Origin of the sequence: Mesorhizobium sp. M7A.F.Ca.MR.245.00.0.0 (assembly GCF_003997415.1) — a bacterium.
Classification (GTDB): domain Bacteria; phylum Pseudomonadota; class Alphaproteobacteria; order Rhizobiales; family Rhizobiaceae; genus Mesorhizobium.
Map to the genome: position 1 here is coordinate 142,260 of NZ_RZTE01000006.1, position 23,479 is coordinate 165,738.

The following is a 23,479-nucleotide window of genomic DNA, read 5'->3' on the forward strand; positions in this document are numbered from 1 at the left end:
GACCGGCGCCGTTCAGGCGGCGATCGGGTTGAGCTTCAGATGCTGGATCAGGATAATGGTCTTGGCGTCGATGATGCGGCCGTCGGCGATGCCGGCCAGTGCCTCGTCGAGCGGCATTTCCAGAACCTCGATGTCCTCGCCCTCTTCTTGCGCGCCGCCGCCGGCCGAGATGCGGTCGGCGGGTGAATAGCGGGCGATGAAGAACCAGAGACGTTCGGTGACGCTGCCGGGGCTCATATAGGGCGAAAACAGCCGCTCGACGTTCTGCAGCCGGTAGCCGAGTTCTTCCTCCGCCTCCTTGCGGATGCAGGTTTCGGGATCGTTTTCGTCCAACAGGCCGGCACAGGCCTCGATCAGCGGCTCGCGGTGGCCGGTGACGTAGGCGGGATAGCGGAACTGGCGCACCAGAAGCACGGTCGAGCGCGAGGGATCGTAAGGCAGGATCACCGCGCCATCGCCGCGATCATAGGTCTGGCGAATTTGCGTCTCCCACTGCCCGTCGCGCCGGCGGTAGTCGAGGACGGTCTTCTTCAGGACGGCCCAGTCGTCGGAGAGGATTTCCTCCGAACGGACGCGAATACGATCTTCCATCGTGGTCTCCATGCAAAAGCGCGTCGCGCTTTATGCTCCTGTTTTATGCATGTCGCTCTCCCAAACACCGGGCCACTTTTGGCGCCATGCATTGCCGAGGCGTATCCGCGAACCGGCATCTCGGCAATCCCGTCAGTGATTGGTCCAGAACCCCTTTCACCGCCTCGTGTCTGGCGCAGGCGCCATCGGTCGCCTAAATAGCTGCGAACCCTCCCGGAGTTTCTCATGACAGCGTCGCTTTTCCAGTCGATCACCCTCGACGGCCTCACCTTCCCCAACCGCATCGCCGTCGCGCCGATGTGCCAGTATTCCGCCGACGACGGCTCGGCCAGTGACTGGCATCTCCATCACTGGATGAACCTCGCAATGTCCGGCGCCGGCATGGTCACGGTCGAGATGACCGATGTCGAGCGGCGCGGGCGTATCACCCATGGCTGCCTCGGCCTTTATTCCGAAGACAATGAGGCCGCCGCCCGCCGCGCACTGGACGCCGCACGACGCGTCGCCGCACCCGGCACGAAATTCGGCTCCCAACTCGCCCATGCCGGCCGCAAGGCTTCGAACCGCAAGCCGTGGGAAGGCGGCGGGCCACTGCAGCCAAATGAGGATCCCTGGCAGACCGTCTCCGCCTCGGCCATCCCCTACGACACCGGTTGGAACGTGCCGCACGCACTGGAGGACGAGGAGATCCTGCAACTGATCGAGCGCTTCGCCGAAGCCGCAAGACGGGCCGAACGCGCCGGCTTCGATTTCATCGAACTGCATGCCGCGCATGGCTATCTGATCTTCCAGTTCCTGTCGCCCTTGTCCAACCAGCGCACGGACCGCTGGGGCGGCTCGCTGGAAAACCGCATGCGTCTTGTCGTCGAGATCGCCAAGGCGGTGCGCAAGGCTACGCCAAAGCTGATGCTCGGCGCGCGGCTGTCGGTGATGGATTGGGTCGATGGCGGCTTCGACGTGGCGGACGCGATCGAAGTGGCCAAAGCGCTCAAGGATGAGGGCGTTGCCTATCTCTGCTGCTCGAGCGGCGGCAATTCGCCGTTGCAGAAATTGCCCACCGGCCCCGGCTATCAGGTGCATCTGGCGGAAGCGGTGCGCAAGGGTGCTGATATTCCGACCCGTGCCGTCGGCCTGATCGACGACCCCAAGCAGGCCGAAGCGATCCTCACCGAGGGCCGCGCCGACATGGTGGCGCTGGCGCGGGCCTTCCTGGCCGATCCGCGCTGGGGATGGCGTGCGGCGGCCACATTCAGCGAAACGATTCACCCGGCGCCGCAGCTTGCCCGTTCGGTGACCACGATGCAGCATTGGATGAAGGCGACGGGCTGAACGGTCCGCGCTCCCGACACGCGCGCCCTCCTGCCTCCAGACGGCCTGACGGTGCTTCGCTGCTATTCCGTCCGCAAGCTGTTGGCGTGGAGTGGGCGTGGCTGGGCTTGGGAGGAACCCTGTTCAGGGCATTCTTGCCGGTTGCGGCGCAGACCGCAGGTGTAGAGCCTTCAAACAGCCTCTGAGACGTTTGGGCGCAGGCTGACGGCCATGGTTGCAACCAAATTGGCTGCTTTGCGTTGCGGCCATGATGGACAACAAACCTTTTGAAGTGCCGGTCGTCGTCGAACTTGGCCACGTCGGCAAATATCGCCACATCCGCAGCGCCCAGGAGGCCGCGGAATGCCTGATGACGGTGTGGCCGCTCAATCGCGGCCCGCGCCATCGTGATGCCCTCGACACTTGCCTCAAAGTGCTGGAAGGTTATCGTTCGACAGCAGATGCGCGCCGGGCGCTGATTGAAGCCGCCAAGGAATCGGAAGTGCTGGTGCCCGACGACAGACTGCCCGACGACCGGCTGCATTGAGCAGACGGACCTTTCAACCGGAGGTTTTCCATGGCGAAGCTGACTTACAAGATCGTCGAACATGACGGCGGCTGGGCCTACAAGGTCGGAGCGACCTTTTCCGAGACGTTCCCCACGCATCAGGACGCATTGCGTGCGGCCGAAATCGCCTCGGCCGAGCAGCAGGTCGCAGGAGCGACCGACGGCATCCAGTATGAGGACGCCGAAGGCAAATGGCACGAGGAACTGGCCGACGGCCGCGACCGGCCGCAGACAGAAGTGTCAGATTAATTCGCTATCGCGGTTGATGTTGAGCGGTCCGGCAGGCGCCGACCGCAGCGCCGTCCGAGAGAGGACGCGCCAGCGGCCAGCGATTGGCCTTGCGGACTAGCCCTTGAACATCCAGAAAATCGGTATCCGCTTTTCGGAAATCGCGTTCTGGCTATTTGCCGCAATACTGATCGTTGACGTTTTGCCCAGCGTTAGCGTCCGGGCCTGGCGTGTTGTGGGCACATGGGCCTATCGCGCCGGTATTGCCTTGGGTGTTCAACCCGGAGCCGTCACTGATGCTTCCCGTGGTATAGGGATCGACAGTTGTCTGGTCGTTGTTGCCGAATAGCCACCAGTCGCGATTGTTGGAATACCTGTCGTCCAGTGACTGCGCCATCGCCGATGTTGCGAGACCGATCGTCAGAACAGATGCTGCGAGAATTTTTGTAACCATTGAATCACTCCGTATCTTAGCCGCTTTGGTGCGACACTCATAAAACCCGGTAGTCAGCCGAATGGTTCCTTGAAATTGTCGTGAGGCCCAGGTGAGGCCCTGACCAGCAAAGCCCGGCCGGCGATGCGCTCGATGAACGCGGCGGTTCGCTCCGGGACGACGAATTGCTGCATGTGCCCTATTCCCTCGAACGGTTCGAACCTAGATCCTTGACGTCATCGGCCGCCTTGGCGGCGCGAAGATGACATTGCGGCTACCGTCGCGCCGCGCTATCTCAGACCACTCGCCTTCCCAGGCCATACGCCTTGCCGGAGCCTTCCATGCCTGAAATCGTGACCGCCGCCATGCTCGTCATTGGCGATGAGATTCTGTCCGGCCGAACCAAGGACAAGAACATCAGCCATCTCGCCGACATCATGACGGCAATCGGCATCGACCTGAAGGAAGTGCGTGTCGTCCCTGACGAGGAAGAGGAGATCATCGCCGCGGTGAATGCCGTGCGCAGCCGTTACACCTATGTGTTCACCACCGGCGGCATCGGTCCGACGCATGACGACATCACGGCCGATTCCATCTCCAAGGCTTTTGGCGTGCCTTGCGAATACGATGCCCGGGCCTATGCGATGCTGGAAGCAAGCTATGCCGCGCGCGGCATCGAATATACGCAGGCCCGCAAGCGCATGGCACGGATGCCGCGCGGCGCCGATCTCATCGACAATCCGGTGTCGGTCGCGCCCGGCTTCCGCATCGGCAACGTCCACGTCATGGCCGGCGTGCCATCGATTTTCCAGGCCATGCTCGACAATGTCGTGCCGACGCTGAAGGCCGGCACGAAGATGCTTTCGGCAACCGTGCCCTGCCCGTTCGGCGAAGGCCTCATCGGCGGGCCGTTGGGTGATATCCAGAAAGCGCATCCCGATACGATCATCGGCTCCTACCCGAAATATGGCGACGGCAAGTTCTGGACCGAGCTGGTCGTGCGTGCCCGCAACCAGGAGGCGCTGGACGCCGCCCGCGCCGACGTCGAGGCGATGGTCGCCGGCTTCGCCAGCAATCCCGGCTGATCTGGTCCAGACCGGAACAAAGCACGACGCTGCAACGTTTCCCCGGCACGAGTTCACCAGCTCGTAAATCGAGGGATTGTCATGCGATTCAAAACCATCGTCGCCATTCTGCAGAACGAGCAGGACGCCGAGCGCGTGCTCGACTGCGCCATTCCGCTCGCCACCCGGTTCCAGAGCCATCTGGTCGGCATCCACGCCGAAACGCTTCCCGTGCCCTACACCTCTGCCACAGGCTTTCCCGACACCGAATTCCTGCAGGTTTCGGCAGACATGAACCGGGAACGGGCCGAGAAATTAAAGGCGCTGTTTCTCAGACATATCGAGGATTCCGGTCTTTCCTTCGAGTGGCGAAGCCTGGAGAGCTTTTCGGGTGACAGCGCGCTGACCGGGATTTCGAGCGTGCGGGCCGCCGACCTGATCATAGCGGCGCAGCGCGAAACGGGCGGCGATTCCAGCGCGGACGTGGACACGCTGGTCTACGATGCCGGCCGGCCGGTGCTGGTGGTGCCGCACGAGGGTCCGCTGATCACCACCTTCAAACGCGTCTTGCTCGCCTGGAACGGCAGCAAGGAAGCGGCGCGGGCCGCCTTCGACGCGCTGCCCTTCATCATCGAAGCCGAGAAGACTGACATATTGGTTATCGACCCTCCTGAAACGCTCGACGACAGCCCGGAGGCCGCCGGCGCCGAAATCGCGTCGGCGCTGTCGCGCCACGGCGCCACCGTCAGCGTCTCGGTGCAGCAGTCGGGCGGCAATTCGGTCGATGACATCATCCAGACCAGAATCGCGGAAACCGGCGCCGATCTGCTGGTGCTCGGCGCCTACAGCCACTCATGGCTGCGTCAGCTTCTGTTCGGCGGCGTGACGCGCAGCGTGCTGCGCACCGCGCCGGTGGCAGCGTTCCTGTCGCGGTAGGTCCACAGCGATCGCTGGGCCTTGCCTTTGCCAAGGCCCTTGCTCTTGCCAAGATGGGGGCTTTCCAGCTAATTCCGCGCGCATTCCCCTGTTTTCCTGCGCGCGATCCCCGCGTGCTGTGGAGTGCGCGACATGTCCCTTCCCGAAAAAGCCTTTCCGGTCTCCTGGGACCAGTTCCATCGCGACGCCCGGGCGCTCGCCTGGCGGCTTGCCGGCGCTAACAAGGGACAATGGAAAGCGATCGTCTGCATCACGCGAGGCGGGCTGGTCCCCGCGGCGATCATCTCGCGTGAACTCGGCATCCGCGTCATCGAGACGGTCTGCGTCGCCTCCTATCACGACTATACCAGCCAGGGTCAGCTGCAGGTCCTCAAGGAGATCACCCCTGCCCTGCTCGCCGAAGACGGCGCCGGCGTGCTGATCATCGACGACCTGACCGACACCGGCAAGACGGCGGGCATCGTCCGCGCGATGATGCCCAAGGCGCATTTCGCCACCGTCTATGCCAAGCCGAAAGGCCGGCCGCTGGTCGATACTTTCGTCACGGAAGTCAGCCAGGACACCTGGATCTATTTCCCGTGGGACATGGGCTTCACCTACCAGAAGCCGATCGCCGACGACCACGCCGGCTGATTCGTAACTACCTGCCTGTTACAGACCAGCAGCTTGCACCGGCATGATTTGCTTTCGCAAACAGGTCCGGCAGGGCCGGATATTTTGCGAAATCGGCGTCTATTGGCGGAAATCGGCCAGGCGAATGAAATTTTTTACTTTTATTGCCGACAATTAGCCGTAAGATTCGTGAGACGGCAAACGATTCCGGAGGCTGGGGCTAGCTTCTTCGATGTTGACGAGGCCAACGACACACAATCATCTGGCCGAAAGGGTCCGACGGCTCTTCGGCACGGCGCCGTGCCGCCTGCAGGTTGCCGCCCTGCCCTGGCGCGACACGGGCGACGGCGTCGAAATCATGCTGATCACCAGCCGCGATACTGGCCGCTGGGTATTGCCCAAGGGCTGGCCAGAGGCCAGGGAGCCGCTCTGCGAGGCCGCGGCGCGCGAAGCCGGCGAGGAGGCCGGGCTGCGCGGCCGTGTCTCTCATCTTGAAGCCGGCCGTTACTTCTACGCCAAGGTCCTGGCTTCCGGCGAAGAAGTGCCGTGCGAGGTCCTGGTGTTTCCACTGCATGTCGACAAAGTCGCGGACCGCTGGAAGGAAAAACACTCACGCACCCGCAAATGGGTCCGTGCGAGCGAAGCGGTGCGCATGGTCAACGAACCCGACCTTTGCCAGATCATCGCCTATTTCTGCGCCGACCCGCACAGCTTCTCCTGACGGGCGGCCACACCGCTCTCTTTGCAAAACGGGACTGGCTTGCAAAGGCTAGACACGCGTTGCCGTGCTTCGACATGAATGCTTTGCTAAGGAATCAAGGGTAGGATTCGGCAGCTCTGGTATTTTTGATCGATGGCGAATCCCGCAAATCCAATTCCAAACGAGTCCGACGACCCCCAGCGCGAGCATCGTCCGCGCGTGCTCAAGGGTGGGTCGATCATCACCGGAATTTCGAATTCGGAAGTCGGTTGCACGCTGCGCAACCAGCACGACGGCGGCGCCGAACTGAAGATACCGCTCGAAGCCCGGGTCCCAGATCGGTTCCTTCTCTATGTGCCGCTCGACGGCATTGCCTATCGGTGCGAGGTCCGGTGGCGTCGCAACGACCGTATCGGGGTGCAGTTCACCGGCACCGAACCAAAGCCCCGGCTGCATTACGGCTGACGCCCGGGCGAGCTTGCGCACGGAAAATCGTGATCCGCGCCTGCATTCTATCCCCGTTATCCACATATGTGACACACAAGATGTTGGGGTCACAAAAGCTACGCAAACGAATCCTTGACGGCGCAAAACGAGTCGCCTTTTATAGGCCATGTGCTCCTGTTGAGAGTGCGACCGGAAAGTTCTGAGCCCGGTCTTTTTTCCCGGATTATGTGCGTTTTTGCTCGCATTTCCGCCTGTTTACGAGGCCGGCGGAAGCGTTGGGATTGTGGGGCGGTTGGGGACGATAGGGACAATTGTCGGGCTTGAATAAATTGTCTGTTAATACTATATTTAGTGTTTGCAGGTAGGTTCGACGCTAGATAGTGTGAATTTCCCTCGATCGAGGGAATCGGAAAAAAATCAGTTTTGAGGGACCCGCGGGTTCGTCGGCGCGTTGGACAGGTACTTCGCAAGGAGTTTGACCAGCAGGGCCGGCGGAGACCGCGAAAATGGAGAGCCGGCCGTTTTGGAACGCCCGGCAGACGGCGGACATGCGCGTTTCGCATCGGGGGCAGAAATCCCTGGAGGAAAGCGCTATATATAGACAAAAGGGACCGGACCAATGCGCATCGAGCGTCGTTTCACCAAGCCAGGACAATCTGCCTATGCGGAGATCGAATTCCGCAAGGCGCTTTCGGAGATTAAGAATCCGGATGGTTCGGTGGTGTTCCGCTTGGACAATATCGACGTGCCGGCGCAGTTCTCCCAGGTCGCAGCCGATATCCTGGCGCAGAAATATTTCCGCAAGGCCGGTGTGCCGGCGCGCCTGAAGAAGATCGAAGAGAACGACGTCCCCTCCTTCCTGTGGCGCTCCGTCGCCGATGAGACGGAACTTGCCAAGCTGCCGGAAGCCGAGCGCTACGGTTCCGAGATCGACGCCCGCCAGGTCTTCGACCGGCTTGCCGGCACCTGGACTTACTGGGGCTGGAAGGGCGGCTACTTCAAGGGGTCGGAGGAAGACGCGCGCGCTTTCCGCGACGAGCTTGCCTACATGCTCGCCACCCAGCGCGTCGCGCCGAACTCGCCGCAATGGTTCAACACCGGCCTGCACTGGGCCTATGGCATCGACGGCCCGAGCCAGGGCCACTTCTATGTCGACCCGTTCACCGGCAAGCTGACCAAGTCGAAATCCTCCTACGAGCATCCGCAGCCGCATGCCTGCTTCATCCAGGGCGTACAGGACGACCTCGTCAACGAGGGCGGCATCATGGATCTGTGGGTGCGTGAAGCACGCCTGTTCAAATACGGCTCCGGCACCGGCTCCAACTTCTCGCTGCTGCGCGGCGAAGGCGAAAAACTGTCCGGCGGCGGCCGCTCGTCGGGCCTGATGAGCTTCCTCAAGATCGGCGACCGCGCGGCGGGCGCCATCAAGTCGGGCGGCACAACGCGGCGTGCCGCGAAAATGGTCATTGTCGACGCCGACCACCCCGATATCGAGGAATTCATCGACTGGAAGGTCAATGAAGAGCAGAAGGTCGCCTCGCTGGTGACCGGCTCGAAGATCGTCAAGAAGCATCTCGAAGCGATCATGAAGGCCTGCGTCAACTGCGAAGGCAATGGCGACGACTGCTTCGACCCGGCCATCAACACCGCGCTGAAGCGCGAGATCAAGGCGGCCAAGAAGTCCGCGGTGCCGGAGAACTATATCTACCGCGTCATCCAGTTCGCCAAGCAAGGCTATTCGTCGATGTCGTTCAAGACCTACGACACGGATTGGGATTCGGACGCCTACCTCACGGTTTCGGGCCAGAACTCCAACAATTCGGTGTCGCTGAAAGACAATTTCCTGCGCGCCGTCGAGGACGATGCCGACTGGCACCTGACTGCCCGCAAGGACGGCAAGGTGCTGAAGACGCTGAAGGCCAGGGATCTCTGGGAAAAGATCGGTTACGCCGCCTGGGCGTCCGCGGATCCCGGCCTGCATTTCAACACGACGATGAACGACTGGCACACCTGCGCATCGGCCGGTGCGATCCGGGCGTCCAACCCGTGCTCCGAATACATGTTCCTCGACGACACGGCCTGCAATCTCGCCTCGATCAATCTGCTGCCCTACCGCAACGCCGACGGCACGATCGACATCGCAGCCTACGAGCACACCGTGCGGCTGTGGACCATCGTTCTCGAAATCTCGGTCATGATGGCGCAGTTCCCGTCGAAGGAGATCGCCAAGCAGTCCTACGAATACCGCACGCTCGGCCTCGGCTATGCCAATATCGGCGGCCTGCTGATGACATCAGGCATTCCCTACGATTCCGATGAAGGCCGCGCGATCTGCGCCGCACTCACCGCAATCATGACCGGTGTCGCCTATGCCACCTCGGCCGAGATGGCCGGCGAACTCGGCGCCTTCGCCGACTACGACCGCAATGCGCAGAACATGCTGCGCGTCATGCGCAACCATCGCCGTGCCGCCTATGGCGAGAAGCAGGGCTACGAGAAGCTTGCCGTCAATCCGGTGCCGCTGGTCGCTTCCGACCTGAAGCAGCAGGACCTTGCAACCCACGCCAAGGCCGCCTGGGACCGCGCCATCGAACTCGGCGAGGAGCATGGCTACCGCAACGCGCAGGCGACCGTGATCGCGCCGACCGGCACGATCGGCCTGGTCATGGATTGCGACACCACCGGCATCGAGCCCGACTTCGCGCTGGTGAAGTTCAAGAAGCTGGCCGGCGGCGGCTATTTCAAGATCATCAACCGCGCCGTGCCGGAAGCGCTGCGCACGCTCGGCTATTCCGAAGCCCAGATCGCCGAGATGGAGGCCTATGCGGTCGGCCACGGCAACCTCAACCAGGCGCCGGCCATCAACCCCGGCGCGCTCAAGGCCAAGGGCTTCACCGACGACAAGATCGCCGCGCTCAATGCGGCGCTGAAATCGGCCTTCGACATCAAGTTCGTCTTCAATCAGTGGACGCTCGGCGCCGACTGGGTGAAGGAGAATTTCGGCTTCACCGACGAGCAGCTCAACGATTTCTCGTTCGAGATCCTGCCGGCGTTGGGCTTCTCAAGGAAGGACATCGAGGCCGCCAACATCCATGTCTGCGGTGCGATGACGCTGGAAGGCGCGCCGTTCCTCAAGGCCGAACACCTGGCGGTGTTCGACTGCGCCAGCCCGTGCGGCAAGATCGGCAAGCGCTCGCTGTCAATCAACAGCCACATCCAGATGATGGCGGCTGCACAGCCCTTCATTTCCGGCGCGATCTCGAAGACCATCAACATGCCCAACGATGCGACGGTGGAAGACGCCAAGGGCGCCTACATGCTGTCGTGGAAGCTGGCGCTGAAGGCCAACGCGCTCTACCGCGACGGCTCGAAGCTGTCGCAGCCGCTCAACTCCTCGCTGCTCGCCGATGGCGAGGACGACGAGGATGAAGCCGTCGAGCAGTTGCTCGCCGCACCTGCGGCAGCACGTGCCGCACAGATCACCGAGCGGATCGTCGAGCGCATCATCGAGCGCGTGTCGCGCGAGCAGGAAAAGCTGCCCGGCCGCCGCAAGGGTTACACGCAGAAGGCCAAGATCGGTGGCAACACCATCTTCCTGCGCACCGGCGAATATGACGATGGCCGTCTCGGCGAGATCTTCATCGACATGAACAAGGAAGGTGCGACCTTGCGTGGCCTTCTCAATAACTTCGCCATCGCAATCTCGCTCGGCCTGCAATATGGCGTGCCGCTCGACGAATATGTGCACGCCTTCACCTTCACCAAGTTCGAGCCGGCCGGCATGGTGCAGGGCAACGATGCCATCAAGAGCGCAACATCGATCCTCGACTACGTGTTCCGCGAGCTGGCGATCTCCTATCTCGGCCGCAACGACCTCGCCCATGTCGACCAGTCGGACTTTTCCAACACCGCACTTGGCCGTGGCATCAGCGAAGGCAAGACTGATGCGGTCTCCAAGGGCCTGACCCGTGGCGCCTCGCCGGTGAAGCTGGTGTCGCGCGTCAGCGGCAACGATCCGAAAGGCTTTGCGGCCCCCTCGGGCGCCCCTGCCCGCTCGGCACCGACCGCCTTCTCCGGCTCCAACGTGCTGGCGCTGAAACCCGCTAGCGACGAAGCGGTCGCCTACAAGCGCGACTATGAGGAGCGGGCGAAGGAACTGGCCGAAGACATCGCCTTCGAGGAGGCGGTGGGTGCTGCTTCCGATACCACGGCTGCGCTGTTCACCGACGCCGCGGCCGTCGAGGCGGCCGAAGCCAAGAAACTCGCCAACGACCGCCGCGCAAGGTCCCTGCTTCAGGGATACACCGGCAATTCCTGCTCCGAGTGCCAGAATTTTACGATGGTGCGGAATGGGACCTGCGAGAAGTGCGATACATGCGGCTCCACGAGCGGGTGCAGCTGATTGCCAGAAGTTAGCCCTTCGCTACCTACATTAAAGTTATTCACGGTTAAGACTGACCCTGCCGATGGCTGCTCATCGTGCCAGGGTCAGTTTTCGTTCGACCCCACCCAGGGATACAGCGGCCATCTGTTCTTAGAAAACTACAAACCATCCAAAGGAAACTTCCTAAATTTTGAGCTTCCCGAAAAGCTAACGCATCGGTTTCTAAGCGTTATGACTGAAGATGGCCACTACGCCACTTTTTGTTACCCGAGGTTCGGCAGAAGGACTTGGGCCAATCTCAGCGTTTTAAGAGTGGAATTTACTTTTCCATATTTTATAGACAAGGTTGGCGTTACAGCTGAAGAGGAGGCTGTCACCGCTCTGACGGTTTACTCTCCAACTCTAGCCAGCATACTTGGCATCAACCCTGTCGAGCATTCATTCGATATCCCCAACACCGGTGGAAGCGCAAAATTTAACATAACTCGAAGCAAATGGGAAACATCCGATTACACCATTGAGATCAGCGACAAAAGGAATATCGGTACCTCATCAGACAGAAGCGAGGCTCGCTTTATTTCTGATGTCTGCCTAGTTATTAGGTACAATTCCCCACGATCTACTTCTGACGCACTACAAAACCTACGCGCTCTAGATGATTTCTTAGGTGTAGTCTCCGGGTGCTACGTAAGTATCAAAGCAGCTTGGCTGGAGGTACTGGTTGATCAAGGTGGGGGCGAGAGCCACGAGGAATTCCAGCTCTCGGGATATGATACCGGCTTCTCAAAAAGCACTTTCGTTCACAGACATGAGACGCTTGCTGAATTGTCTTTGGACGAAAACTGGGCGGAAATTTTGGACAAGTTTTTTAAGGAATGGAGCCTGAATGAGATCTCTTTTAAATGGTTTCGCTCATCCCAGATAAAACAGAGATATGTGGAAGAAATTTTCTTCTATACTGTGAGATTGATAGAAAGATACTTCAGGTCTAAGCCTATTATTGATGACGAAGCAGAGAAGGCCCTCTCGATAATTTCACACAGGTCAAACGGCGACGATTTTCTGATCGGTTTTGTCGATCGAAGACTCTATCCTATGCTTGCCCGCGCGCCGTCGCTAACTGCCACATTGCGTACCCTCTACACCCGCTTCCCAGAGATTAAAGCCTTTTCGGAAATCAAGCCGCAACGAGTCGCCTACCTTCGAGGTAAAGAGGCGCACGGGGCGGACACAAACTATAATACTGACGAGTATGTCGACATGGACTATCTGGCGAGGTCGTTCTTGCTCGCCTTCAGAATCTCGATTTTGGAGCGTTGTGGATTTGATCGGCAGTCCATCCTCGATGGAGCACGAGCAAAGGCGAGCAAGGTCCGAGGTTTGCTGCAATAGGCCCGCTTTTAGTGCACTGAACAGCATCCTCACGCAGTCAGGTTTAAAGGTGTGATGATATGCGCTACGCGGTGGTGATTGAAAAAGCAGGAAATAATTTCTCTGCCTATGTGCCGGACCTACCCGGCTGCATCGCGACAGGTGCCACTGTGCCTGAAGTGGAAACCGAGATTCGCGACGCAATACGCTTTCACATCGAAGGTTTGCGAGCCGATGGGCTGGATGTGCCCAAGGGTGTCAGCCTCGCGGAATACATAGAGGCATAAAATTCCTGCAATCAGGATTCTCGGCATCTTCCCCGCCGGCAACGCCCGCAGCGTCTGCTCGTCAACGGCTCGTCCTGCCCCACGAATAGCAGCTTGCGCCCCGTACCCGCCGGCACCTCGAAATACTGGATCCGTCAGGCATTTCGCCCCAGTCGCCGCACGGTGGCTCCGGGATTCATCGAGGCTTGCTACCGCTTTCAGCTTTTTCGCATAGGCGGCGTCGCGGCTAAATGTGTAGCGTTTGACGGCGGCAGGCGCTGCGCCCTCGGTGTAAGGCGTCGGATTCAATAACTTGTTTGCATCTGGCCATGCCTTCGGCCTGCCCAGATCAAAGTCTCTCAGCATGCCATCTCAGATGGTCGTCCATGAAGCTGGAGATGAAAAGATACGAGTGATCATATCCATCCTGCATCCGCAATTTTAGCGGGATACCCGCTTTGGCGCAGGCCGCTTCAAGCAGCCAAGGCCTCAGCCCGTCGTCAAGAAATCCGTCCGACGTTCCCTGATCCACCAAAAATTCGGGGAAACGGAATCCGTCGTCGATGAGCGACGTCGCGTCGCAGGTTCGCCACGAGGCCTCATCCTTGCCCAGATACTTCTCAAAAGCCGGTCTCGACCAGCCGGCGGTGCTTGGCTGGGCGATCGGGGCGAACGCCGAGCAGCTCTTGAAACGCTGCGGATTCTTCAAGGCAATCGTCAGCGCGCCATGCCCGCCCATCGAATGGCCAAAGATTGCCTGGCGCGCCATATCGGCTGGAAATTCAGCCGCGATGAGAGCCGGCAACTCCTCGGTCACATAGGAATACATGCGATAGTTCTTCGCATAAGGATCTTGCGTCGCATCGAGATAGAAGCCGGCGCCGGAGCCGAACTGCCAGTTGTCTTTTTCATCCGGAATGTCGGCGCCGCGCGGACTGGTATCGGGACAGACGACGATCAGGCCAAGCTCGGCGGCCATGCGCCTGTACTCGCCCTTGTCCATTACATTGGCGTGGGTGCACGTCAGGCCTGAGAGATACCACAAAACGGGACAAGGCGTCTCCCGCGCCTGCGGAGGTATGAAAACGGCAAAAGTCATGTCGCAACGGCAACTCGTCGACAAATGGGAATAGACGCCCTGCACGCCGCCATGGGCTTTCGTTTGAGAGATGATTTTCATGTGTTCTCCACGTTGCAGGTCGAATGACGGTCGGCCCCACCACTACCCCAGCGGCAAGCACTTGCGTCCTGCCATCCTATGGTTCCTGTGTCGACGGACCTCAGCGCGGAAAAAGAACCTCGCCCATTCCGAGCACTGCGTTATCCCCGCCATATTTGCGCGGTGCGCTCCCCAGAAGCGGCCGTTTTAAAATGCCCTCGGCGATCAGATGACGATCGATGATGGCGGCGAAAACGCTCTCGGGCGCGCCACATTCGACGAAGCTCGGCGACATGCGTGCCGGCGCGCGATCGAGAAGAATCGAACCGCGACGCATCAAATAGCCGGGCATCTCGCCGGTGCCACCGGCCACCACCAGGGTGCCGGCGATCATGCGGCTGCCGGCGTGGTCGCCGGAGCCTTTCAGCACCGCGATCAGGCCGCGCCGCATGCGGTCCGCCGCGAAGGCGCCCGCTCTGCCGCTGACGATCAACACACCGCCGTTCATGCCGGCCAGTTCCCCGACGAGCGGCGCACCGAGGTGGTCGCCGGCATTGCCTGTTATCTCAAGCCTGCCGCCGCGCATGCCGGAGCCGGCGTATGGACCCGCATTGCCTTCGATCGTGAGCTTGCCACCGCGCATGGCGCGCCCGGCCTTGGCGCCCGCATTGCCAACGAGGCGAACCGACCCACCCCGCATGCCTTGCGCCACAAGGTCAAGGCGCGCGCTTCCGCCTTCGAACACGATGTTTGTCGGATCGCTGCCGGCGACGCGAAAAATGTCGCCCACCTTCGATCCGTGTTTCGACATGCCGATCTGGATTCTTTCGACGTCGCGCCTTTCGATCCCGGCCAGCCGCTCCGGCGTCAGCGGCGACAGGTCAAGGCGCTCCGGCGGCTCGGCAACCAGGGTGAAGGTCAGCGCCTTCATGGCAGCATATCCTTCAGCGAGTAGATGAATTTCCCGAGCTTGCCGCCGTAATTGCCGGCGCTAATCCGAACCGCGCCTCTTTTCGGGCCGAGCTCTATGACAGCCTTGATGCCTGCCTTCATCGCGGCGGCAACGGCATCATTGGTTTCACCATCGATGACGATTTCCAGGACGGCGTTGATGTCGGGACCGAGCTCACTCGCGACGGCGCCGCGCAGCGTCGGCGCGTAGGCTTCGTTGGCCGAGGCGATCATGCCTTTGTATTTGCCGCCTATCTTGGAACCCGAACGGGCAATTCCGCCCGGAAACGGCACGATGGCGCCAGGCACCATGCCGATCGCAGCGACCGCGGCCTCGGCAGCGGCCAAAGCGTTGGCGCTGCTTTGCGCCATGACAAAGAAATTGCCGCCACCGACAGCTTCCTTCGTCAGTCCGGTTGTTGCTTCGCACAGGAACTCGCCATCCATGACGGGAATACGCCAGAAATGCCTGTCGCCGATCTTCTTGGAGATTTGCCAGCCGTCCCCGAAATAACGCAGCGCCGAACCGAGCTTGAGCTCGGCGCTGCCCTGCAGCCCGGCAAAGCAGGCGGAACCTGGCGAGGTCAAAACGCACTGGCCGACACGATTGAGCAGTTGCTTCTGCAATTCGTCCGTTCCCATCGCGAAAATCATGACGCGGCAGCCCGGCCGGCCATCCGGTGTGGCCGAGGGCGGCAGGTCGAGATCGATTGCCGCTTCGCAGCCGCAACCGATCACCGAGGTGGCGAAGCCGGACATCGTGATCGCCGCCTGGCGAGCCCATTTCCGGCTCGGCGCGGTGATGACGATGGCGGTTGCGCGCATGCCGAAGGCTTCGGCGAAGGTATCGTCGATCGTCACCCCATTGACGCTCATGTTCGGCATGGCACCTCGCCGAATGGCTGTTCGCGCGCAATCGCGGAATCCGGAAAATTGAACCAGTCCAGCGACAGGCCGTAGCGCTGCTGGTGATAGTCCTCGAGCCGTCGCACCATTGCCTTGTCGACAGGCGGCTTGAGCCTCAATGCCTTGCCCCAGCGGTAATGGATGATTTCCCCGTCTTGCACGACGAGATCGCCATCCTTGAAAACATACGCCGCCTGTCCGAGCATTTTCGCGATACTGCGGTCCCTGCGATAGACAGCGATGTCGGCTGTTGCACCGGCGCCGAGATGGCCTCGATCCGTCAAGCCGAGCAGCTTGGCCGGCGCCGCGCGCGTCATGATGGCGATTTCCTCGAACGTGTATTCGCGGTCGATTGCGGCCAGGGTAGAGAGCGCCAGGGCGGATCGTGAAAGTCCAGCGGTCATTTCGGCGCGCGCTTCCCGGCTCATCAGCAGTTCGAACAGCGCCGGATAAGCGGTAAAAGGTGCACCATTGGGATGGTCGGTGGTGAAGAACACACGCCAGGGATCGTCGATCAGGAGAAAAAGCTCGAGCCCGATAGCCCACTGCATCGTGCCGTAGAAGTCCTTGCCATAGCTGTAGGGCACGATGCCCCCGCCATTGCCGTCACCATCATGAATGACGGTCTTTTTCGGGTGCGCGCTGCCACGCGCCGAAAACTGCCGCATGACGTCGGAGGAGACGGTGACCGTCTGGCCGAACATGACCTGGCCGATATCGATCGTGACTTCCGGCGTCGCGTTGACCAGTTCGGCAAGCCGTGCGGCGGCGGAAGAAAACCCGCGTTTTCCTTCCGTGCCATAGCCATAGAACTGGAGGTGGGCGAGATGCAGCGGCAGCCCATCTGCCGCTGCAATCGTCGCAGCCGCCGTATCCGCCGATCCGGGGCTGCCCAGATTGTTGCAATGGACATGCAGGGGATGCGGCAGGCCAAGACTGTCGACGGCGGCCTGCAGCGTCTTGACGATCTTGCGCGAACTGACGCCATAGGAAGGCACGACATCGTCCAGCGCGAAGGTGCGGACGTTCTCCTTGAAGGCGGCGGCCGCACCGGCGTTGATCACCTTGACCCCAAGCGCTCGCGTCGAAGCGACCGTCCAGGCGACATAGTCCTCGATCATCGTCGAGGGGGCGTCGTCGCGGATCATCGACAACAGGAAATCGTCATTGCCGAGAATGGCGAGGGTTGCCTTGTCGATGATCGGGATGTCAGCCAGTTCGAGATGCGTGTGAAGCGCCGCTCCCGGCGACATCGCCGGCTCGACCACCGTCGTAAAGCCCATCTTTGCGTAGAGGCAGCCCGTCTGGAACGTCGACCAGCCGGCATTGGAGAGCGGCGTCATTGCTGGCCTCAGCTGATGGGCGGCATGCTGTTCGGGCAAGAGCAGCCGCGCGGTGTTCACATTGCCGCCACCGATGTGGGAGTGGATGTCGATGGCGCCAGCCATCACGATGCAGCCGCTGGCTTCTATGGTCCGGTCGGCCGCCCCTCCCGCCGGCGCCGGGACGATCTTGTCGTCCTTGATCCAGAGGTCGCCTTTGCCGAGACGGCCGTTGACGGGATCGATGATGTCGCCGCCGGCGATTTTCGTCAGCATGGCAGTGGCTCGGCGAAAGCGTGGGTAGCGATCAGGCGGATGATCGTCGCGGCGGAGGGCAATTGCGAGGCCGCTTGCGCCTCGGTCGACCTGAGCGAGCCCGTGCGGCTGGAATAGACAACCGCATCGTGATCAAGCCCAGCCTCGCCGATGGCGATCGTGACTGCGGCACCGGCAACCGGCTCTTGCGTTTTCGTCAACGCAATCAGTGCCATGCGGCGCTTTTTTTCCTTCGGTTGGGCCGTTGCGGCGGAGATCCGCAGGTGCAGGTCGGCTTCGCCGGCAGCGATCATGCGCGCCACATCGCAGCGCCAGGGATCGAATTCCGGGAAGCCGCGCGCAAAGCCGGTGCGCAGCGGAAAACCTGTCATCCAGGCCGAGGCGAGCGTGCTACCCCAGCCGTTTTCGTTCGCCGGCAGATGAAGGCCGGATGCGCGCGAGTTGCGATTGAGATCGGCGATCAGTCCTTGCAGCATCTCCAATGCCAGGCCTTCGGCGGCGTGGCCTGAAAACAGGAACACGGGAAAACGCGCGGCCGCCAGAGCTTTGGCGAAATCATTGAAATTCGACACCGGTTGCGATGTACGCCGCCCTTTGTACTGTGCTCTCAGTGCCGCCAGCGTGGCGGCGAGGCTAGCTTGGCCACAGGAAAGTCGCGTTGCCTCGCGCCCGCCGTTCAGCGGCGGCACAGACATCCCGTTCGGGCCTACCACGAAGAACGCGCGCTGGTTCACGGTCGAGAGGTCGGGAACCGTCCCGGCGAGTTCGCCAACAAGACCATGATGGATCCGCGGGAGCTCGCCCACGATCACCACGACATCGGCACGCCGGCGCGTCTCTCCGGGGGCGACGGTCATTGCCCCCTTGTCCGTAAAAAGCGCAGTCTCCCGGGCAAGTGCCGCGCCATCGGCATGGTCGTATGCCGCGCCAGCCCTCTCAGCCAGCGCGATCGCCGCCCTCGTGCCGTCTATATCCGTATCAAAGCTGAAAACCGGGCACCGACTTGACGACAGTAGCGACGCGGCATGCGCAGCCGCGCGCTCAATCAGCGCTTCCCGGTTGCCGATCCAAGCAACCGCCATTCGCTAAACTACTTTCTGGTGCCGCCACGATCCTAGACGAAACTGGATTGGCCGTGAACCCCACCTCGCAGCGGATCAGCGAATGTTTTCATACGCTATCAACAAATTCCGACCCTGCTTAGTCATATTTGACGTAAGCGAAGCGTTGATCGGTCAGCGGAGTGCCCTCCAGCGCCCCGCCTTCCTTGGCCGGCTGCCACTGGACAACATCCTCGATCTTTTTCGCCAACTCGAAATCCTTGTCGGTTATGCCTTTCGCCGCGTGGTTCATCAGGCGCACCTCGACCCAGGCATAGGAGGCGGTGATATCGGGATGGTGCCACGCCGCCTCGGCGAGATGGCCAACCGTGTTGATGACCATCAGCGTAGATTTCCAGCTGTGGGTCTTGTATTTGCGCCGGATCCAGCCGTTTTCGTAGCGCCATTTTGGCAGCTCCTTCTCAAGCCGCTCGGCGATCTCGGCTTCCGAATAGACCTTTTCCTTGACTGTCTCGTTCATCTCGACCTCCGCGAATTGCTCGGTCTGTCTACACGCCGGAGCCAGCAAACACGTGGATGCATTCTCTTTGGCTTGCCCCATCGACGAAAACAGTTATCATGGTACCGGGCACCTAAACTTCCATGATGCATCCATGATGCACCCATCGGGGGGCAGATGTCGAATTCTGTTACCATACGAGTGCCCGCTCGCCTGCACCTTGGCTTCCTTGATCTCAATGGCGATGCCGGACGGCGGTTCGGCAGCGTCGGGCTTCCATTGAGCGAACCCGAAACCGTCGTCACCCTGTCGCGGTCCGGCGAAACCATCGTCGAAGGCTCCGAGAGCACCCGCGCCAGCGAGCATCTGTCGACGCTCTGCGCGCATCTCGGCATTCGCGCCCAGCACCATCTGGTGGTCGAGCAGTCGATCCCCAGTCATGCGGGTCTGGGGTCCGGCACGCAGATCGCCCTTGCCGTCGCCTCGGCGTTGCGCACTCTCCATAATTTGCCTCTGGATATCGTCGGCGACGCGAGCCTGCTCGAGCGGGGCGGCCGATCCGGCATCGGCATCGCAAGTTTCGAAGATGGTGGCGTCATAGTCGACGCCGGCAAGAACGACCGCGGCGGAACGCCTCCGGTCGTCGCGCGGCTGCCGTTTCCGGAAGAGTGGCGCGTCATCCTCATCCTCGACCATTCCGGGCATGGACTGCATGGCGCTGCCGAGGTCGCGGCGTTTCGTTCGCTGCCGCCATTCCCAACGGCAGGCAGCGGGGAGATCTGCCGGAGGGTGCTGATGGGCATTATGCCGGCTTTGGTCGAGCGGGACCTTCCGGCATTCGGCGCCGCCGTCACCGCGATACAGATGCTGATCGGCAGCCATTTCGCCCCGGCGCAGGGCGGCGTGTTCACCTCGAAGCGGGTCGAGATGGCGGCCCACCGTCTCAATGAAGCAGGCGCCGTCGGCATCGGCCAGAGTTCCTGGGGGCCGACAGGCTTTGCCTTCGCGCCATCACATGACGCCGCACTCAAGTTCGTCGACGCGGTTCGGAGGACAGCAACTGAGGACGGCCTTGAGATCAAGATCGTCAAGGGCAGGAACTCCGGCGCGAAGATCAGCTCAACCAGGCTGAATCTCGTCGGCAGCTGACGCTCCCGTTTCAGGCAGAAAGGCAAGAAATGGCCCGCAAACACATCCTGCACATGCTGACACCGTTGAAGCAGATGAGCCCCTTCGACGTGAACATGGCGCTCGACGCAGGTTTCGACGCCGTCGTCCCCTATGTCGATGTAAGCCTCGCCGAAGTGACAGGCCTGGTCCAGGACGCGATCTTTTCGCGCCCGCCGGATGCGGGTGTCGACACCGGCATCTTCATCGCCGGGAAGGACGCCTCGTTGGCGCTCGACATGTTCGACGCCGCGAAGAAGGCGATGGTGCCGCCTTTCCAGGTTTCGGTGTTTGCCGATCCGGCCGGCTCGTTCACCACGGCCGCGGCGATGGTGGCCAAGGTCGAAAAGGCGCTGGAGAAGAAATTCCAGCGTGCGCTCAGGGATACGAGGGTGGCTGTTTTCGGTGCCACCGGCGTCGTCGGCTTCTGCACCGCCGTCATCGCGGCAGGGGAAGGTGCCCGGGTCACACTTGTCGGCCATGACGGCATCGAGAGGGTCAAGCAGATCGCTGCCGAGATCGAAAGCAGATTCAACATCATCGTCGATGCCGCTGACGGATCGAGCGACGCACGCAAGACAAAGCTGGTCGAGGCGAACGAAATTATCCTGGCTTGCGCCAAAGCCGGCGTCCAGGTGGTCTCCAAAGCCCAGTTGAAAGGCAATGACCTGCTTATTGCGGCCGACGTCAATGCCGTCCCCCCGGCCGGCATCGAAGGATTGGCCGTCAATGCCAATGGTGATCCACTCGAAGCGGCAAAAGCTGTCGGCATTGGTCCGCTTGCCATCGGCAATGTCAAATATAAGGTCGAATTCGGTCTCTTCAAAAGAATGATCGAATCCGAAAAGACGATCACGCTCGATTTTCAGGAAGCGTTTTCCCTTGCACGCGAGATTGCCAAGTAACGCCGGATCTCTCTTGATCGCGGCAATTTCAGGCCGGGCGCTGGCCGCCGCCGCGCGCCGCGCCGGCTATCGTCCGCTGGTTGCCGATTTCTTTTGCGATACGGACACCGTCGCGCTCGCAGAACGTGCGACGATGCTGCCGGGCGACCTGCAGAGGGGCATCGACGGCGAGCGCATCGTCGACACGCTTCGGCGATTGGCTGGCGACGACCAGCCGGTCGCCATTATCCTGGGCTCAGGGTTTGAGCGGATGCCTGAGGCCGTGGACGAGATCGCGCGACACTTTCCGCTCGCAGGCAATGGCGGCGCCGCAATCCGCAGGATCAAGGATCCGCAGTTGCTGGCCGATGATTGCGCCGAACTTGGCATCCCGCATCCGCAATTGCGATGGGACCAGCCGCCTGATCGGGAGAACTGGGTGGTCAAGACCGCGGGCGGCGCCGGCGGCGGGCACGTCAGACGAGCAGCCGGAGAAAGCCCGACCGCCGGCCGCTATTTCCAGCGCTTCGTTGCCGGACGCAGCATTTCGGCCCTGTTCGTCGGCAACGGGCAAACCGCGCACGTCGTGGGCTTCAGCCAACAATGGACGTCCCCCTCCCCGACAGCGCCCTATCGCTATGGCGGCGCCGTGCGGTTGAGACGCTTCGATCGCAGACAGGCGGGGGTGATCGGCGGTTGGCTCTCAAGTCTGACGCGGCGCGCCGGCCTGGTTGGATTGTGCAGCGCCGATCTTATCCGCGGGCCGGACGGCTACAAGTTCATCGAGATCAATCCGAGGCCAGGCGCCACCCTCGACATTTTCGACGATGTCGACGCGCCATTGATCGAAGCGCATCTGCGCGCCGCGACGGGTCAGGTCTTCCGCTTGCCGCGCTTCGTCGATTCGATGGCGTCGATGGTGACTTACGCCGCGACGCCAATCACTCACTTTCCGTCGATCGCCTGGCCTGAATGGACAGCGGACCAGCAGTCGGCTGGCACCCGTTTGATTGCCGGCGACCCTGTCTGCACGGTCTTCGCGCGCGGGCCGAGCGCCCAATCGACCAAGCGACTCATCAAGGGACAAGCCAGTCAATTGCAACTCCAATGGGAAGGAGACCGGACATGAAAGACGGTTCGGCATTCCTGAACGACAATGCACAGCGCATCGTTGACGGCATGATCGGCGACGCCGAACGCCTGCGCATCGTCGTTTCCAGGGGGCCATTGGGCGAGCGCCTAATCGATGCCGGCGCCAAGACCGTAGGCAGCGTCGAAGCCGGGCTGCGCATGGCTGAGGCCGCGATGGGCGGTCTCGGCAGCGTTTCTGTGTTCATGGATCGCGCGTCACAGCAATGGCCGTTCACTGTCGAAGCGCGATCTTCGCAGCCGGTGCTAGCCTGCCTGGGCAGCCAATATGCGGGCTGGAACCTGTCTGGCCAGGACTATTTCGCGATGGGATCTGGGCCGGCGCGCGCCCTCGCCCGGGTCGAACCGCTGTTCGAAACACTTTCCTATCGCGACATCGCATCGTCCGCGGTGCTTATCCTTGAGACGGCCGAACCGCCTCCCCGCGCGATCGTTGAGAAAGTGGGCAAGGCAACTGGACTGGCGACGGAAAAGCTCACCTTCCTCTATGCGCCGACACAAAGTCTTGCCGGCAGCGTGCAGATCGTTGCGCGCGCGCTCGAGGTTGCCCTGCACAAGATCAACGATCTCAAATTCCCGCTGGAGAACGTTGTCGACGGCATCGGAACGGCTCCGATCCCCGCCCCCCATCCGGATTTCCTGACCGCCATGGGCCGAACCAACGATGCCATCATCTATGGCGGCAGCGTCCAACTCTTCGTGAAAGGATCGGCGAAAGAAGCTGGCAAACTCGCGGAAAAACTCCCAAGCAGCGCCTCACGGGACTATGGCCAACCTTTCGCTGAGATCTTCACGCGGTTCAAGGGCGATTTCTATGCCATCGACCCGCTGCTGTTCAGCCCGGCCGAAGTGATCGTGACAGCGATCGAAACCGGCGATACGTTTCGCGCCGGTCGACGTGATCTGGAAATGCTCGAACGGAGTCTCGGCTAAGAGGATGGCGGTGCAAAGGGATTCGTCCGTCATTCGCCTGCCCGACGACTGCATTTCGTGCAGCCCCGACGCGGCCATGGGGGCGCGGGATCGCTCGCGCCTCCGAGGTTCCCGTACCCGAGAGGCCACATGATCCCTCGTATCCTGATCGTCAGCGACAAAGTGGACACTGGCTCGAACGGCCTGGCGGCAGGGCTTGGTCGGCGAGGCGCCGCCGTTGCAGCCGTGCCGCTGGCGGCGATCGCATTCGACACCAGCAGCCCG

The 23,479-nt window shown here is 61.4% G+C and carries 23 protein-coding genes; 15 read left to right on the forward strand and 8 right to left on the reverse strand.

The features are described 5' to 3' along the window. Positions 1 to 12 precede the first annotated feature (12 nt). A complete protein-coding gene (locus EOB80_RS09895) occupies positions 13 to 591 on the reverse strand; it encodes an NUDIX domain-containing protein (RefSeq protein WP_127272271.1) in 579 nt (192 codons plus the stop codon). A 225-nt stretch (positions 592 to 816) separates the two neighbouring features. On the opposite strand from EOB80_RS09895, the gene EOB80_RS09900 reads away from it, so the two are divergent. The 3 genes from EOB80_RS09900 to EOB80_RS09910 all read left to right on the forward strand — a co-directional run bounded on the left by EOB80_RS09900 (position 817) and on the right by EOB80_RS09910 (position 2,716). Then, a complete protein-coding gene (locus EOB80_RS09900) occupies positions 817 to 1,920 on the forward strand; it encodes an NADH:flavin oxidoreductase/NADH oxidase (protein WP_127321241.1) in 1,104 nt (367 codons plus the stop codon). Between the two features lie 247 nt (positions 1,921 to 2,167). Then, entirely contained in the window at positions 2,168 to 2,446 is a 279-nt protein-coding gene (locus EOB80_RS09905) for a DUF982 domain-containing protein (protein ID WP_013532012.1), read from the forward strand. Between the two features lie 30 nt (positions 2,447 to 2,476). Continuing rightward, positions 2,477 to 2,716, forward strand: a complete 240-nt coding sequence (locus tag EOB80_RS09910; RefSeq protein ID WP_013532013.1) for a DUF2188 domain-containing protein — start codon at positions 2,477 to 2,479, stop codon at positions 2,714 to 2,716. Between the two features lie 151 nt (positions 2,717 to 2,867). Here the strand turns inward: EOB80_RS09910 and EOB80_RS09915 are convergent, their stop codons facing one another. Next, a complete protein-coding gene (locus tag EOB80_RS09915; protein ID WP_084016230.1) occupies positions 2,868 to 3,149 on the reverse strand; it encodes a hypothetical protein in 282 nt (93 codons plus the stop codon). Positions 3,150 to 3,469: 320 nt separating this feature from the next. Here EOB80_RS09915 and EOB80_RS09920 point away from each other — a divergent pair, with 320 nt between their 5' ends. From EOB80_RS09920 to EOB80_RS09955, 8 genes are all read left to right on the forward strand, one after another. Beyond that, a complete protein-coding gene (locus EOB80_RS09920) occupies positions 3,470 to 4,213 on the forward strand; it encodes a competence/damage-inducible protein A (RefSeq protein WP_127327513.1) in 744 nt (247 codons plus the stop codon). Between the two features lie 81 nt (positions 4,214 to 4,294). Next, positions 4,295 to 5,128: a universal stress protein gene (locus EOB80_RS09925; protein WP_127272270.1), complete on the forward strand. Its 834-nt coding sequence runs from the start codon at positions 4,295 to 4,297 to the stop codon at positions 5,126 to 5,128. A gap of 132 nt (positions 5,129 to 5,260) precedes the next feature. After that, the gene (gene gpt, locus EOB80_RS09930; protein WP_057145797.1) at positions 5,261 to 5,761 is read left to right on the forward strand and encodes a xanthine phosphoribosyltransferase; all 501 of its coding nucleotides are present in this window, start codon (positions 5,261 to 5,263) and stop codon (positions 5,759 to 5,761) included. Between the two features lie 211 nt (positions 5,762 to 5,972). Next, positions 5,973 to 6,461, forward strand: coding sequence for an NUDIX hydrolase (locus EOB80_RS09935; RefSeq protein ID WP_023810435.1), 489 nt, complete (start codon positions 5,973 to 5,975; stop codon positions 6,459 to 6,461). 132 nt (positions 6,462 to 6,593) lie between these two features. Further along, entirely contained in the window at positions 6,594 to 6,905 is a 312-nt protein-coding gene (locus tag EOB80_RS09940; RefSeq protein WP_127322526.1) for a PilZ domain-containing protein, read from the forward strand. A gap of 601 nt (positions 6,906 to 7,506) precedes the next feature. Further along, on the forward strand, positions 7,507 to 11,289 hold the full coding sequence (locus EOB80_RS09945; RefSeq protein ID WP_127327514.1) for a vitamin B12-dependent ribonucleotide reductase: 3,783 nt from the start codon (positions 7,507 to 7,509) through the stop codon (positions 11,287 to 11,289). After that, the gene (locus EOB80_RS09950; protein WP_127327515.1) at positions 11,290 to 12,663 is read left to right on the forward strand and encodes a hypothetical protein; all 1,374 of its coding nucleotides are present in this window, start codon (positions 11,290 to 11,292) and stop codon (positions 12,661 to 12,663) included. 59 nt (positions 12,664 to 12,722) lie between these two features. Beyond that, positions 12,723 to 12,929 carry a type II toxin-antitoxin system HicB family antitoxin gene (locus EOB80_RS09955; protein ID WP_127327516.1) on the forward strand — a complete coding sequence of 69 codons (207 nt, stop codon included), beginning with the start codon at positions 12,723 to 12,725 and terminating at the stop codon, positions 12,927 to 12,929. A gap of 328 nt (positions 12,930 to 13,257) precedes the next feature. Here EOB80_RS09955 and fghA read toward each other — a convergent pair whose 3' ends face one another. The 6 genes from fghA to EOB80_RS09990 all read right to left on the reverse strand — a co-directional run bounded on the left by fghA (position 13,258) and on the right by EOB80_RS09990 (position 19,103). After that, positions 13,258 to 14,088, reverse strand: coding sequence for an S-formylglutathione hydrolase (gene fghA / locus EOB80_RS09965; protein WP_127327517.1), 831 nt, complete (start codon positions 14,086 to 14,088; stop codon positions 13,258 to 13,260). Between the two features lie 100 nt (positions 14,089 to 14,188). Then, the gene (locus tag EOB80_RS09970; RefSeq protein WP_127327518.1) at positions 14,189 to 14,998 is read right to left on the reverse strand and encodes a formylmethanofuran dehydrogenase subunit C; all 810 of its coding nucleotides are present in this window, start codon (positions 14,996 to 14,998) and stop codon (positions 14,189 to 14,191) included. Next, positions 14,995 to 15,903 carry a formylmethanofuran--tetrahydromethanopterin N-formyltransferase gene (fhcD, locus tag EOB80_RS09975; RefSeq protein WP_127327519.1) on the reverse strand — a complete coding sequence of 303 codons (909 nt, stop codon included), beginning with the start codon at positions 15,901 to 15,903 and terminating at the stop codon, positions 14,995 to 14,997. The genes EOB80_RS09970 and fhcD overlap by 4 nt, the downstream gene beginning before the upstream one ends. Further along, complete coding sequence (locus tag EOB80_RS09980; RefSeq protein ID WP_127327520.1) at positions 15,891 to 17,522, reverse strand: formylmethanofuran dehydrogenase subunit A; 1,632 nt, start codon at positions 17,520 to 17,522, stop codon at positions 15,891 to 15,893. Before EOB80_RS09980 ends, fhcD begins: the two co-directional genes overlap by 13 nt. After that, positions 17,516 to 18,379, reverse strand: coding sequence for a tungsten formylmethanofuran dehydrogenase (locus tag EOB80_RS09985; protein WP_245270310.1), 864 nt, complete (start codon positions 18,377 to 18,379; stop codon positions 17,516 to 17,518). Before EOB80_RS09985 ends, EOB80_RS09980 begins: the two co-directional genes overlap by 7 nt. 343 nt (positions 18,380 to 18,722) lie before the next feature. After that, on the reverse strand, positions 18,723 to 19,103 hold the full coding sequence (locus EOB80_RS09990; protein WP_027036898.1) for a 4a-hydroxytetrahydrobiopterin dehydratase: 381 nt from the start codon (positions 19,101 to 19,103) through the stop codon (positions 18,723 to 18,725). A gap of 156 nt (positions 19,104 to 19,259) precedes the next feature. Between EOB80_RS09990 and EOB80_RS09995 the strand changes: the two genes are divergently transcribed. Genes EOB80_RS09995 through mch form a run of 4 tightly spaced genes read left to right on the forward strand, consistent with a single transcriptional unit; the run spans position 19,260 to position 23,215 of the window. Then, entirely contained in the window at positions 19,260 to 20,231 is a 972-nt protein-coding gene (locus EOB80_RS09995) for a beta-ribofuranosylaminobenzene 5'-phosphate synthase family protein (protein ID WP_127327521.1), read from the forward strand. 29 nt (positions 20,232 to 20,260) lie between these two features. After that, complete coding sequence (locus EOB80_RS10000) at positions 20,261 to 21,154, forward strand: NAD(P)-dependent methylenetetrahydromethanopterin dehydrogenase (RefSeq protein ID WP_127269828.1); 894 nt, start codon at positions 20,261 to 20,263, stop codon at positions 21,152 to 21,154. A 13-nt stretch (positions 21,155 to 21,167) separates the two neighbouring features. Continuing rightward, positions 21,168 to 22,262: an ATP-grasp domain-containing protein gene (locus EOB80_RS10005; RefSeq protein WP_127327522.1), complete on the forward strand. Its 1,095-nt coding sequence runs from the start codon at positions 21,168 to 21,170 to the stop codon at positions 22,260 to 22,262. Further along, the gene (gene mch, locus EOB80_RS10010) at positions 22,259 to 23,215 is read left to right on the forward strand and encodes a methenyltetrahydromethanopterin cyclohydrolase (RefSeq protein WP_127327523.1); all 957 of its coding nucleotides are present in this window, start codon (positions 22,259 to 22,261) and stop codon (positions 23,213 to 23,215) included. Before EOB80_RS10005 ends, mch begins: the two co-directional genes overlap by 4 nt. The last annotated feature ends 264 nt before the right edge of the window (positions 23,216 to 23,479 follow it).

Excerpts from the sequence above, each read along its gene's own strand:
- EOB80_RS09895 (WP_127272271.1), bottom strand. The coding sequence starts at position 591 with ATGGAAGATCGTATTCGCGTCCGTTCGGAGGAAATCCTCTCCGACGAC.
- EOB80_RS09900 (WP_127321241.1), top strand. The coding sequence starts at position 817 with ATGACAGCGTCGCTTTTCCAGTCGATCACCCTCGACGGCCTCACCTTC.
- EOB80_RS09905 (WP_013532012.1), top strand. The coding sequence starts at position 2,168 with ATGATGGACAACAAACCTTTTGAAGTGCCGGTCGTCGTCGAACTTGGC.
- EOB80_RS09910 (WP_013532013.1), top strand. The coding sequence starts at position 2,477 with ATGGCGAAGCTGACTTACAAGATCGTCGAACATGACGGCGGCTGGGCC.
- EOB80_RS09915 (WP_084016230.1), bottom strand. The coding sequence starts at position 3,149 with ATGGTTACAAAAATTCTCGCAGCATCTGTTCTGACGATCGGTCTCGCA.
- EOB80_RS09920 (WP_127327513.1), top strand. The coding sequence starts at position 3,470 with ATGCCTGAAATCGTGACCGCCGCCATGCTCGTCATTGGCGATGAGATT.
- EOB80_RS09925 (WP_127272270.1), top strand. The coding sequence starts at position 4,295 with ATGCGATTCAAAACCATCGTCGCCATTCTGCAGAACGAGCAGGACGCC.
- gpt (WP_057145797.1), top strand. The coding sequence starts at position 5,261 with ATGTCCCTTCCCGAAAAAGCCTTTCCGGTCTCCTGGGACCAGTTCCAT.
- EOB80_RS09935 (WP_023810435.1), top strand. The coding sequence starts at position 5,973 with ATGTTGACGAGGCCAACGACACACAATCATCTGGCCGAAAGGGTCCGA.
- EOB80_RS09940 (WP_127322526.1), top strand. The coding sequence starts at position 6,594 with ATGGCGAATCCCGCAAATCCAATTCCAAACGAGTCCGACGACCCCCAG.
- EOB80_RS09945 (WP_127327514.1), top strand. The coding sequence starts at position 7,507 with ATGCGCATCGAGCGTCGTTTCACCAAGCCAGGACAATCTGCCTATGCG.
- EOB80_RS09955 (WP_127327516.1), top strand. The coding sequence starts at position 12,723 with ATGCGCTACGCGGTGGTGATTGAAAAAGCAGGAAATAATTTCTCTGCC.
- fghA (WP_127327517.1), bottom strand. The coding sequence starts at position 14,088 with ATGAAAATCATCTCTCAAACGAAAGCCCATGGCGGCGTGCAGGGCGTC.
- EOB80_RS09970 (WP_127327518.1), bottom strand. The coding sequence starts at position 14,998 with ATGAAGGCGCTGACCTTCACCCTGGTTGCCGAGCCGCCGGAGCGCCTT.
- fhcD (WP_127327519.1), bottom strand. The coding sequence starts at position 15,903 with ATGCCGAACATGAGCGTCAATGGGGTGACGATCGACGATACCTTCGCC.
- EOB80_RS09980 (WP_127327520.1), bottom strand. The coding sequence starts at position 17,522 with ATGCTGACGAAAATCGCCGGCGGCGACATCATCGATCCCGTCAACGGC.
- EOB80_RS09985 (WP_245270310.1), bottom strand. The coding sequence starts at position 18,379 with ATGACCGTCGCCCCCGGAGAGACGCGCCGGCGTGCCGATGTCGTGGTG.
- EOB80_RS09990 (WP_027036898.1), bottom strand. The coding sequence starts at position 19,103 with ATGAACGAGACAGTCAAGGAAAAGGTCTATTCGGAAGCCGAGATCGCC.
- EOB80_RS09995 (WP_127327521.1), top strand. The coding sequence starts at position 19,260 with ATGTCGAATTCTGTTACCATACGAGTGCCCGCTCGCCTGCACCTTGGC.
- EOB80_RS10000 (WP_127269828.1), top strand. The coding sequence starts at position 20,261 with ATGGCCCGCAAACACATCCTGCACATGCTGACACCGTTGAAGCAGATG.
- mch (WP_127327523.1), top strand. The coding sequence starts at position 22,259 with ATGAAAGACGGTTCGGCATTCCTGAACGACAATGCACAGCGCATCGTT.